This window comes from Peribacillus acanthi, from assembly GCF_003073175.1.
Classification (GTDB): Bacteria; Bacillota; Bacilli; order Bacillales; family DSM-1321; genus Bacillus_BN; species Bacillus_BN acanthi.
This window is the reverse complement of record NZ_QBBX01000003.1, coordinates 98982-110696: the sequence shown is the minus strand read 5'-3', so window position 1 is coordinate 110696 and position 11715 is coordinate 98982. Positions and strand designations below refer to the sequence as shown.

General features: G+C 38.3%; 14 protein-coding genes and 1 riboswitch. All 14 genes read right to left on the bottom strand.

What is annotated here, in order from left to right; all coding sequences use genetic code 11:
* Nucleotides 1–79: 79 nt before the first annotated feature.
* Nucleotides 80–886 carry a septum site-determining protein MinD gene (gene minD / locus DBX25_RS03760; protein ID WP_108669447.1) on the bottom strand — a complete coding sequence of 269 codons (807 nt, stop codon included), beginning with the start codon at nucleotides 884–886 and terminating at the stop codon, nucleotides 80–82.
* Nucleotides 887–888: 2 nt separating this feature from the next.
* Complete coding sequence (gene minC / locus DBX25_RS03755; protein WP_108669619.1) at nucleotides 889–1566, bottom strand: septum site-determining protein MinC; 678 nt, start codon at nucleotides 1564–1566, stop codon at nucleotides 889–891.
* A 102-nt stretch (nucleotides 1567–1668) separates the two neighbouring features.
* Complete coding sequence (mreD, locus tag DBX25_RS03750) at nucleotides 1669–2187, bottom strand: rod shape-determining protein MreD (RefSeq protein ID WP_108669446.1); 519 nt, start codon at nucleotides 2185–2187, stop codon at nucleotides 1669–1671.
* Nucleotides 2184–3083, bottom strand: coding sequence for a rod shape-determining protein MreC (gene mreC / locus DBX25_RS03745; protein WP_108669445.1), 900 nt, complete (start codon nucleotides 3081–3083; stop codon nucleotides 2184–2186). The genes mreD and mreC overlap by 4 nt, the downstream gene beginning before the upstream one ends.
* 33 nt (nucleotides 3084–3116) lie before the next feature.
* Nucleotides 3117–4136 carry a rod shape-determining protein gene (locus DBX25_RS03740; protein WP_108669444.1) on the bottom strand — a complete coding sequence of 340 codons (1020 nt, stop codon included), beginning with the start codon at nucleotides 4134–4136 and terminating at the stop codon, nucleotides 3117–3119.
* Between the two features lie 194 nt (nucleotides 4137–4330).
* Nucleotides 4331–5017, bottom strand: coding sequence for a RadC family protein (radC, locus tag DBX25_RS03735; protein ID WP_108669443.1), 687 nt, complete (start codon nucleotides 5015–5017; stop codon nucleotides 4331–4333).
* A gap of 46 nt (nucleotides 5018–5063) precedes the next feature.
* On the bottom strand, nucleotides 5064–5624 hold the full coding sequence (locus tag DBX25_RS03730; protein WP_108669442.1) for a Maf family protein: 561 nt from the start codon (nucleotides 5622–5624) through the stop codon (nucleotides 5064–5066).
* A gap of 254 nt (nucleotides 5625–5878) precedes the next feature.
* Nucleotides 5879–6895, bottom strand: coding sequence for a hypothetical protein (locus DBX25_RS03725; protein WP_108669441.1), 1017 nt, complete (start codon nucleotides 6893–6895; stop codon nucleotides 5879–5881).
* 109 nt (nucleotides 6896–7004) lie between these two features.
* Nucleotides 7005–8087, bottom strand: a complete 1083-nt coding sequence (locus tag DBX25_RS03720) for a LysM peptidoglycan-binding domain-containing protein (protein WP_108669440.1) — start codon at nucleotides 8085–8087, stop codon at nucleotides 7005–7007.
* The gene (locus tag DBX25_RS03715) at nucleotides 8087–8692 is read right to left on the bottom strand and encodes a hypothetical protein (RefSeq protein WP_108669439.1); all 606 of its coding nucleotides are present in this window, start codon (nucleotides 8690–8692) and stop codon (nucleotides 8087–8089) included. The genes DBX25_RS03720 and DBX25_RS03715 overlap by 1 nt, the downstream gene beginning before the upstream one ends.
* 9 nt (nucleotides 8693–8701) lie before the next feature.
* On the bottom strand, nucleotides 8702–9679 hold the full coding sequence (gene pilM / locus DBX25_RS03710) for a type IV pilus biogenesis protein PilM (protein ID WP_108669438.1): 978 nt from the start codon (nucleotides 9677–9679) through the stop codon (nucleotides 8702–8704).
* Between the two features lie 15 nt (nucleotides 9680–9694).
* Nucleotides 9695–10453 carry a prepilin peptidase gene (locus DBX25_RS03705; protein WP_108669437.1) on the bottom strand — a complete coding sequence of 253 codons (759 nt, stop codon included), beginning with the start codon at nucleotides 10451–10453 and terminating at the stop codon, nucleotides 9695–9697.
* Between the two features lie 98 nt (nucleotides 10454–10551).
* Nucleotides 10552–10980: a hypothetical protein gene (locus DBX25_RS20475; RefSeq protein WP_157950868.1), complete on the bottom strand. Its 429-nt coding sequence runs from the start codon at nucleotides 10978–10980 to the stop codon at nucleotides 10552–10554.
* 12 nt (nucleotides 10981–10992) lie between these two features.
* Nucleotides 10993–11469: a competence type IV pilus major pilin ComGC gene (locus DBX25_RS03700; RefSeq protein WP_108669436.1), complete on the bottom strand. Its 477-nt coding sequence runs from the start codon at nucleotides 11467–11469 to the stop codon at nucleotides 10993–10995.
* 141 nt (nucleotides 11470–11610) lie between these two features.
* A riboswitch (cyclic di-GMP riboswitch) is annotated at nucleotides 11611–11694 on the bottom strand.
* Nucleotides 11695–11715: the final 21 nt, after the last annotated feature.

The following is an 11715-nucleotide window of genomic DNA, read 5'->3' as shown; positions in this document are numbered from 1 at the left end:
TAAATATTTCAAGTTGATTAGAGGAATAAAATTAGATATCAAAAAAGCACCCCACACATGGTCGGATGCTTCAGAATTGTTATGACTTGACGCCAAACATTTTTTTAATTTTTGCAAACATACCTTTAGGCTCGTCCTCTAATGCTTTTAATGGAACCGACTCACCTAAAATTCTTCTTGCGATGTTTCTATAAGCGACAGATGCACGATTGTTAGGATCTAAAGCAATAGGTTCACCTTGGTTTGAAGCTCGGATTACTTGGTCATCGTCCGCTACGATTCCAATCAAATCGATGGATAGATGAGTTGTGATTTCGTCAATATCTAGCATTTCCCCACTTTTTAACATATGGCTACGGATACGATTGATCACAAGTTTTGGAGCTTCTACATTTTCCTCTTTCTCTAGCAAACCGATAATACGATCAGCATCTCGGACTGCGGATACTTCAGGAGTTGTAACAACAATAGCTTTATCCGCTCCTGCAACTGCATTTTTATACCCTTGTTCGATACCAGCTGGACAATCGATAATGATATAGTCATAATCCTGCTTCAGCTCGTCAATCAACTTTTTCATTTGCTCTGGAGTGACTGCATTTTTATCACTTGTTTGTGCTGCCGGTAAAAGATACAGCAACCCTTCAAATCGCTTATCCTTTACAAGAGCTTGATGGATTTTGCAGCGACCTTCCACCACATCCACCAAATCATAGATTATGCGGTTTTCAAGCCCCATGACAACGTCCAAATTACGAAGGCCGATGTCAGTGTCCACTAAACAAACTTTTTTCCCTAGGATTGCTAACGATGTACCAAGGTTAGCGGAAGTCGTCGTTTTCCCGACTCCTCCCTTTCCAGATGTAATTACTATAGCCTCGCCCACGATTAGAGTCCCCCTTCTAATCTATTTAAAATAGGTCTTACTTTCTTCAATACTTGTAACTTATCTATAACTATCTCGTTTTTCTCACTCAAATAAGCACATTCCATTTCATGCGTTGCTTCTTGTGAATCATCTTGAATCAATGCCACACTATCTGCAATTCGAAGTTGTGAAGCCTTCATGACAGATGCTGCAATCACCGACTCTACACTTCCATTACATCCAGCATGTGCTGCACCTTTTAGCATACCGATAATAAAGATATTTCCACCAGCTTTGACGGTTCCACCTGGGTTAACATCTCCAATCAACAATAGGTCACCTTTGACCTCAAGTACCTGTCCAGACCTTACAATGGAAGCAATGGTTTCAATACTGCTCTCTTCTTTCCACCTTTTTGCTTCTTCAAATGGTATGACGTTGGAATCAAATGCCTCAATGACAAGCTTTTCCTTCTTTTGAACCAAATTTTTGATTTCTTCTTCCTGTTCTGGAGTCAACAAACGGTTTCCTGTATGTACACGAACAGAAATAAGTGGGTCATGTTTTTGGAATTTATATTTTGCCGAAAGCTTTTCTTCGAGGTCCCTTTTAATCTCATAAAACGAGCCGTGATCATCAAGATGGAGCGTCAGGCCTTCCTTTGTGCCTTTTATCATAACAGTTTGAGAACTTCTAATACTCATAACTCCATTGTCACCTCAATGAATGAATAATTCTACATCCGAAAAGCCAATTCCTTTTTTTCGATATAACTAAAGTAGGACTTCAGCTTAAAGGTATTAGTCCCTCAGACCTTCAAGCTGAAGTTTTTCGATTTGTTTTTTTAATGGATATGAAAAAATAACAACCGCTGCCGCATTCAAGGCTAATGTTGGTAGAAGTCTCACTGTTGCAAATTCATGATACGACATGGATGCGACACCAATGATTAAATTCATTTGGAAAATCGTCACTTCCAAAATGGCTATGCTAAGCAAAGTCATGATGGAAACAATCAAAATATTGTTCTGTAATACCTTCATAAAGCTTGAAAAAAGGAAAGTAATGACAGGAAAAGCAAAGAGATAAATCCCTAGAACTTCTGTATAAACGACGTCAAACATGATGCCTAGGATTAAAGCATAAACCAAGGCTGTCCTCCTTGTCCCATATACAGCCAAAAACATAAGAAAAATCATAATAAAGTGTGGTACAAAGATATTCTTACTTATTAACAGGTCACCTAAAAAGATATTGACAAATAGACTTTCAGAAATAAAAATAAAGCCTGCTATGAGAGGAAGGATTAGTTTTCTCACAGGTTTTCATCCTCCGATGACTCCAATGTTTCATCTTCCTTTAATAAAGACTTGGCTGATTTCACTTTACGGTCCACCACCATCACGTTTGCTATGTCATAGAAGTCCGCAGCTGGCTTCAAATAAGCAACTTGAGTCAAACCGTATTGATCCGTCTCTACTTCTTCCACAGTCCCGATTACAAGACCAGCAGGGAAAATCCCGCCTAAACCCGAAGTCAATACATGAGAACCTTTTTTCACTTTTTCATTGAAAGGAATTCTTTTCAATTTGAGCATTTGTTTTTTCTGATCATAACCTTCTATCAGCCCAAAAATATCTTTCTCACCTTGAATGTACGCAGAAATCCTATTTTTTGGATCTTGCGCGCTTAACAGTTGGACAGAGGAAGTGAATTGATTGGCATACTTGACTCTACCAATTAATCCTTTGGCAGTGATAACAGCCATGTTTTTTTCGATGCCATGAATTTTACCTTTGTTAATAGTTACAAGCTCATAATACCAGCGGTCGGGGTTTCTTCCAATCACTGTAGCCTGAATAGGAGTAAAATCGTGTAGGCTATCTTTTTTATCAAGGATTTCCCTAAGCTCCTTGTTTTCCTTCTCTAAATCCTGCACTTCCGTTTTAAGCTTTACATACTCGTCTAATCGAGCTTTCAATTTCTTATTCTCATCATATGTATTTTGAAGATCACGAAAATTTTCAATCGTACCTGTAATATACGCCACAGGTGTATGGAAAATTTGTTGAGCAAGACCGGTAGCATCCTTAATGAATTGCTCCGGCCAGCTCAAACGGTCACGCTCTCTTAATGAAAACCCAATCAATGCCACGAGGATGATTATGCTAACCAAAAGTAGGATTAGTTTTTTATTTAGAAAAAACTGTGGCATGATTTACACCTCGATATTATTTGCTAGTTAAAATTAACGATAATCTTTTGCACGCGCTTTGAATAAATGAATGTGATCTAACGCTTTACCCGTACCAATCGCAACACAATCCAGTGGATTTTCTGCGATCAAAACTGGCATTTTCGTTTCTTGGCTAATGACCTTATCTAAATTGCGCAAAAGAGCACCTCCACCAGTCAAGACAATTCCGCGATCCATAATATCAGCCGCTAGTTCAGGTGGTGTTTTCTCTAATGTATTTTTAACCGAATCGACAATTGCATAAACCGTATCATGCAATGCTTTTGAAATCTCTTCTGCTGAAATCTCAATCGTTTTTGGCAGACCTGTCAACAAATCACGTCCACGAATCTCCATATTTTCAATTCCGTCTGGATCTCCAGCTGAACCAATCTCCATCTTGATGGACTCGGCTGTACGCTCCCCAATCATAAGGTTATACGTCTTACGGATATAATTGACAATCGCCTCGTCCATCTCATCACCAGCAATACGGATTGACTGGCTCGTAACGATTCCCCCTAATGAGATAATCGCGACTTCAGTAGTACCTCCGCCGATATCTACAACCATGCTACCAGTAGGCTCCCATACAGGAAGGTTTGCCCCAATCGCTGCAGCAAATGGCTCTTCAATCGTATAAGCATCCCTTGCTCCTGCTTGGCGTGTTGCATCAATAACAGCACGTTCTTCAACTGCCGTAATCCCTGAAGGTACACATACCATTACATAAGGCTTTCTTGAAAAGTAACCTTTTGGTTGAGCTTGGTTGATATAATATTTCATCATAGTCGCAGTTGTTTCATAGTCTGCAATTACGCCGTCTTTCATAGGACGTAAAGCCACAACATTACCTGGTGTACGACCAATCATATTTTTCGCATCATTTCCAACCGCTACAATTTGTTTTGTATCTGTTTGAAGCGCAACAACTGATGGTTCGCGGACTGCGATTCCTTTTCCTTTTAAATATACAAGCGTATTCGCTGTACCTAAATCAATTCCAAGATCTTTTGTACCAATTCCCAACATTCTAGTATCTCCCTTTCTGAACATAAATGCATTGTATACGAAGTAATAATAATCTATTATCTTGTACGAGTTTAAGGCCCTATTATTTCCGCTGATGGGCAATTGAAATGAGCGTTATTTTCCGTGTGTTGATTTTCTTTCTAAAAAAAAATCATAAATAATATTATATAGTAACGTCAAAAATTTTGATAGTGTTACAAATACCCTTTTTCTTTCAAGCTGACATATTTTTTATCACCGATAATCACGTGGTCTAATATATCAATCCCAATGATTTTCCCGCATTCGGCGAGCCTTTTTGTCACCTCAATATCTTCACGGCTTGGAGTAGGGTCGCCAGAAGGGTGATTATGAACACAAATAATGCTTGCTGCACTTCTTCGGAAGGCCTCTTTATAGACTTCACGTGGATGAACAATGCTTGAGTTCAAGCTTCCAATAAATATCGTTTGCTTATGGAGGACTTGATTTTTTGTATTGAGGTAAAGGCACACAAAATGCTCTTGCGTTAAAAAGCGCATATCATTCATACAATAATTTGCACAATCCTCTGGAGAACGAATTACATATCTGTCTTGGTCAGTGAAATTACTGATTCTTCTTCCCAGTTCAACTGCAGCTAATATCTGTATTGCTTTTGCCTCACCGATTCCCCGGATGCTAATCATTTCTTCTACCGATGCATCCTTTAATAATCGCAATCCTTCAAAATGTGAGATCAGCTTATTAGATAGCTGCATGACAGATTCATTTTGCGTGCCTGTCCTTAACAGAAGTGCTAGCAATTCTTGGTTTGATAAGCTTTGTGCACCATCTTGGAGGAATCGTTCTCTCGGACGTTCATCCTTTGGAAAATCTCTTATTAACATTTTGGTGGTCATAGTATCTTCCTTTCCCATTAAATGACGAAAGGAAGCATGAACCGACTTACTCTTGGAAGTGCTTAAGTTCTCTAGATAATCTGGAAACCGGCAGACCTACGACACTGAAATAATCACCGTTAATTTTCTTAACAAAAAGTGAACCGAATCCTTGAATACCGTAGGACCCCGCTTTATCAAAAGGCTCCCCGCTATCTAAATACGACGTGATGTCACTGTCAGTCAGCTCCCAAAACGTCACTTCCGTTTCTTCATAAAAACTTTTCACTTTGTCGCCTTTAACTATTGCTACACCTGTCAAAACACGATGCTCTCGACCAGATAGCTGTCTAAGCATAGAGAACGCATCATCACGATTAACGGGTTTACCTAAAATTTTGCCATTACAAACCACTACTGTGTCGCTTCCAATAATTATTTCTTCCGTGAATTGTGTCGCGACCGCCTTTGCTTTTCTTTCAGCAAGCTGTACGACTGCTTCTTCTGCTTCAATATCGTGTGGAATAAACTCATCAATATCACTGGAGTGAACTCTAAAGGGGATTTGTAGAAGAGATAGGAGTTCTTGTCTTCGAGGAGAAGAAGAAGCTAAAATAATAGAATGCATACTTTCATCACCTTGCCTTACATGTTCAAATTGGGAGATACACTTGTATCGTATCAAATAAGAGGAACATGTACAATGAAAGCGTACATTAAATGTGTATTTCTTTTCCAACAAGAAAATGAGATGTATTTTATTCGGGGAATCAATTTTTATTAAAAAAACTATTAAAAAGAAGCAAAAAAAAGAGACCATTATGGATCTCTTTTACCACGATTATGTCGAATCATTTCCCGGTAAATAAACGTGTTTCGACATTAGCCCTTTTGATAGATTTTTAAGAAGTTTAATAAGTGCTGCTGTCCTTGTACTAACTCCTCTATCTTACCGTTTTTAGCGAAATCAGACAGCTTGGATTGGCTTGTTAAAAGCTCAGTGATAGCCTGTTGCATAGACTCATCTTCGAGCTTAGATACATTAGCTTGAAGATGTTCCTGAATATTAGCATCTCCGTTAACCTTCACTGATCTATCTCCTGTCATAGCTAATGAATAGAGTGCTGTTAAGCTATTGAAATACTGGATACTTTTCGTGATGGTATCTAGATCGGTTTCGTTGGCTTGCATTTCTTTGGGTGCTTCGATCGTTATTTCCTTCCAGAATGCATCAACACCTAGCCCTTTATAATACACTGAAATGCTTTTTGTTCCTTCTAAATTATTTCCCGCTCCTAAAAGAATGTAAAACTTCCCGTCCAGTTGAAAGATTTCTGTACTTAATTTCTTCAACTTAAAAGCCTCCTGTTGTACTGTAGCAGCTTCTAAGGTGCTAAAAACTCCCCCTTGCACAACAAACGCTTGAATAGAAGGAAGTGGGATGTCCGCAGACTCTGTCGGATTCGTCTCCGTTTGAGTAGGAGTAGGCACACTTGTTGCCACACTCTCTTCTTTTTTGGCAGTAATCGTATTTAGAACAATCCATCCAAAACTAATGCCAAGCGTTACAGCAAAGACGATAGCAATCAATAAAGATTTTATAAGTCCAACAGAATTATTCTTCTTGTTCCACCCAATTGTCGTGATTGTTGCACCTTTGTTGTTTTTATTAGGCGTAACAAAAATTGATTCTTTTTTAGAAAATTCATCTTCAGGTGTAGGAAGAATCCAATCGAAGCTTTCCTCTTCCGCTTCAGCAGAAGCTGCAGACTCTTGTTGTGATTGTATAACTTCTTGGAAAGAAGGCTCTTCTTCAATTACAGGGGCTTTTTCTTCCTTGAAAGAACGATTTCTTCCATTGATTTTAATAGTGATAGTAGAAGGTTTTGACTTGTCCATTCCCTAAAAATGCCTCCTTTCGACGGGGTTTGTTCCATCCTAACATAGGAGAAAAAAAAAATAACAAGACTTTTGTCGTCTTGTTATCAATAGCTTTCGTCAAATATCGTCAATTGTTGAGGACGGGAATTTCGATGGTTTTTCCAGCCATAAGACGACTGATTCCATTCCAAGACTTAATCGTCTTTTGTTCTTCAGGATCACTATAGTATTTCATGGCAAGATTGAAAAACGTGTCTCCTGATTCTACTTTATGCTCGTAAACTTTATAGGATTTACCGTTCTTTTCTTCCATTACATACTCGTGTTTCTCTTCCTCAGAATCCTGGTTATCTACTGTTTCTTCATTCGCATCATTGGACGGATTTTCTTCTTCACTCTCTACATCCTGTCTATCAGCTGAATCAACACTTGGTGTTACTTCTATTGGTACCAGAGGATTGATTTTTTCAGAAGGTGCAGGTTTTTCATATTTCGGTACCTGACTCTTCAGATCTTCTAATTTAGGGAAATAGAAAGTAGAAACCGTGACGCTGTAAGTTAACTTAGTAACCGTTACTGATGATTCCCTTACTTCTCGTTGCCCAGTAAAGGTGAGATTATCAATTTTCGTAATACGAGGCAAATCCTCAATCGCCTTAATGAAGGCTTCCAATTCAAAATAAGAAGGCGACTCAACCGTCATGGATACCGTAAGCTGCTCGACTCCATCAGGTAAGGGAACAGCAGGAAGGGATTCAATAGGTTGGCCGTTTTCGTTAGTATTAGCAGCCTCGCTTGTAGAATTGGTCTCTACTGAAACAATGGAATTTGCAATTTCTGAAACCATGCCACTTCCTGTTTCACCAGTTTCTGTTGCTATTTGTTGGTTCTGGCCGAATGTAAAACTAGTAATTAAACTACCAGATTCCACTTCCGCTCTTTCCAATTCTAAGATGAACTGGTCAACTAGAGGTGCGACCGGAAGCTTCTTCTGTAACTCTGTCGTCTGTGTCAAAATCTCGCCTTTTTTCTCAGTACCCTGAGTTCCAACGTTGTCTAGCTTTTCTTCCTGAGCAGAAATGGTCGTACTCAAAGAAGAAATTCGTTCTTTTAAAGGTAAGAAATGAAACCAAAACGCATATCCAAATCCCAATGTACCAAGTCCGATGATGATGACAATAAGAGTTAGGAATTTTTTACGGGAATCCATTATGGCTTCACCTCCCCTTCTCTTTCAACTAGCTTTAATGCCTCAAGATCGACCTTCAGCGTATATTGGGTAATATACCTTGGTAACACATCGTTTTTTAAGGTGGGTTGAGATTCTTCTTGTCCAATCGTTTCGGTGACGATGCTTAACAATGTTGCTTCTTTAATGAAAGTTGACTCTTCAAGGCGCTTTAAATAAAACGCCGATTCCCTTGAAGAATCAAACTGGATCGTCAATTGAGCATCTCCACTATCTTGATACGAAAAATTCAACAAAAACCCTCGTTCTGGCAGTAGGGACGCCAAGTGTCTCAGCAATAAAAATGTCGAGACTGGATAATTCTCTGCCCAAGCAATCGCAGTTTCTAATTCACTAGTAGAACTTTGGTCAGCGCTTTGCAACTGTTTTTCTTGTTGAATATTCGCAAGTTTCTCCAGTGACGCGAGCTGTTGCTGAAGCCTGACCTCCTTTTCCACTTGCTGCCCATAAGCAAACCAGGAGTAAACCGCAACTGCAGCCACGATGAAGAAAAGCATAAGTATGCCAAGAAGTTGGAATGATCTACTCTTTTCTTTTTGGGGCATTAAATTTATATCCACTAACATTCTCGACACCTACTTTAGTGCAAGTCCAATACAATCTGTGAAAACAGGAGGGATATTATAACCCTTTTTCGTTTGGAACAATGGTTTTAATAAAGATTGGATAGGAATCTCAAACGAGCCTTCCATCTTTTTTTCCAGGTATTCCATACCAGGATGATCTCCTGTTAGGACCATCTTGGTAATTCCGTTTCTACCTTTAGTTAAATTAAATCGATAAAAAGTCATAAATCGTTCTATTTCATTTATTGTATCACGTGCCAACGATTCAAGCCCGTTTTCTTCATCCTTCCAAATAAAGTATTCCTGGCCACTACGGGCTTTAAATGACTCTATTTGATTCTCATTCACCGGTAGTTTCGTTAGCCTTACAAACTCAGGGCGATGATTAGCGAATACTGACAATTGTATTGAATCAACACCGATTTGCACGATTAGAGCATGCTCGTCCAATTCAGATTGGCCTAAATGATAATATAATCTATAAAGTGAAAGAATCGATAAATCTGCCACCACTGGCTTTAGGGAGCACTCTTTAAAAAGATCCGTGAATTCATGAATGATAGATTCCTTCGTCGCAATTAACAAGATTTCTTTCTGGCCAGATTTCTTGCCAATGTCAATCGCTTCGAAAATAGGATCCTCAAACGGAAGATGCAACGTGTCACCAAGCTGCATATATAAGTAACCCTTCAGTTCATCCTCTACTATTTCAAATGGTACTAAAACTTTCCGGATAACTACGAATGAATCTGGAACACAAAACGCAATTTTACTACCTTTCAATTTGTATTCGTCGACAATTTCATCCAAGATCATCGCAAAGGTCTCTTTTTGCTTAATTTGGCCTTCGACAATGACTCCTTCCGGTAGACATTTTTGTCCGTAAGAAAAAAAACTGTTCTTCTTCCCACTTTCAACAAAGCGAATATAACGGTCTTTAATAACAAAGTGTACTCTATGTTGACTGCTCCTTATTAACGACCCCATCCGCCTCACTCCTTTTTAAAACAAGTAAAAAGTATTTATGTACCAATTAATAATTCTTTCACCATAGAAATACGCCATCAGAGAGCCTACTACGATAAAAGGACCGAATGGAATCGGTTGCCTTTTCTTGAATTTGCCCACCATAATAATTCCTAGTCCATAAATGGCCCCGATAAACGTAGCGATGAAAAAGGATAACAAGGTAAACTTGAATCCAAGGACAATTCCAATCAAAAAATAGAGCTTAATATCCCCACCGCCCATTCCACCTTTGCTGATTACCGCGATGAAAAAGAGCAGTCCAAAACCGAAGAATGCGCCAACAATAGAGTCCCACCAAGGATTCAATGGAAGCCAAATCCGCTCTATAATTAACAACGGTAGAAAGAACAATAAAATCTTGTCAGGGATTAGCATGTAAGCAATATCTGAAACTATGATAATAATCAATAATGATATAAAGGTCCAGGCGGTAAGCAGTTCCCAATTGAACCCAATCTTATAGAATGCAAGAACGAATAAAAAAGCAGTACTTAACTCTATCAACGGATATTTAATAGAAATTTTTTGACCACATCCCCGACATTTCCCGCCTAGAATTAGGTAAGAAAAAATCGGTACTAGATCCACTGCTGTTAAAGTTCTTTTACAGGAAGGGCAATGGGAACGTGGTTTAATGATGGATTGATTCAATGGAACACGCAAACCAACCACATTATAGAATGATCCTAAAATTGCTCCTAGTATGAAAATATATAGATAAATTAGTAGCATAGAAATCATCCTTTAACAACTTTGTATCTAATATTATACTAAACTATTACTTCAGTTGGATATGTAAAAAAAGAACTCCTTATGAAAAGGAGTGAGGTTTATTTTGGGAAAGTGTCTAAAAGAGTTTCAGAATCCCTTGAACACACCTTAACCCTGTATGGGCAAAGTCTGATGTAATACTGAGTTTGATTATTGGACTTTACTATTAATATTCTTGAGTCATCCGAATAGGGATGTTGTGGTGGTGAGAAGATTTCGAGATTCAATCCCATATCTTGTCTCGTACCTACATAGCCAGATTTCTTTAATTGTCCTAGTGTTAACAATTTAACACCATTATCTAAGTACACATCTTCAAAGAGTAGATAGTTTTCAGTTGCTTGGATATATTGCACACCATTAAGTTGATGAACTCCGTCCTCTATATGTTTGAAAGCTGGCTTAATTAATAGCCAGCTTCCGGAGTTGAAAAGAACTACTAAAGAAAGACTGACAATAAGCAAGATAAATTTTTTTCGAAGTATCACAACTGTGTTTTATTAAGGAGTAGTTGGTGTTACTGAAACATTTGTTCTTTTTATATCTTTAGCTGCCAATGGAGCTGCTGCTGTTCCGACAGAAAATTTAGAACCTTTCAAATAAACCTTAAATGTTTTAGATGTATCATCATATTTCACAAAGGATGCCCCATCATAGCTTGCGGCATTATTATCAGCATCATTAAAATCATCCAAGTATCCACCTGAAACTAGTGTCGAGATTTGATATCCTGTTTTTGGGTCAGTACCAGTTGTTGGATAATCGTAAGCTAAGCCATCTACTTTCGCAATCTTTGCTGCAGAAATTACCATGTGAGCGTTTGCAGCATGAGCATCTTTCTTACTATTCTCAATGATATTACCAATACTCGGCACAGCAATCGCCGCAATAATCCCCAAAATAACGATAACGGCCAATAATTCCACAAGTGTTAAACCTTTTTGATTCTTGAAATGTTTCTTGAATCGCTTTAACATAACATTCTCTCCTTGGTAATAATAATTTTATTTACATAGGCTTCAGCCTAAAGTAACCATTTTCAGAATATTTAATCTTCTAAAAGGAATAAAAATGCCAATCATTACATCTAATTCGAACAGTAACTGTTCAACATTAAAGGTAAAATTGGCGGGTTGCACTACTCGCTCCTGTTCTTTCAAGTGCCCAATTACGAAAGAACAATCATTGCATCCAATTTATTATTCTAGCAGTTTTTCATACTC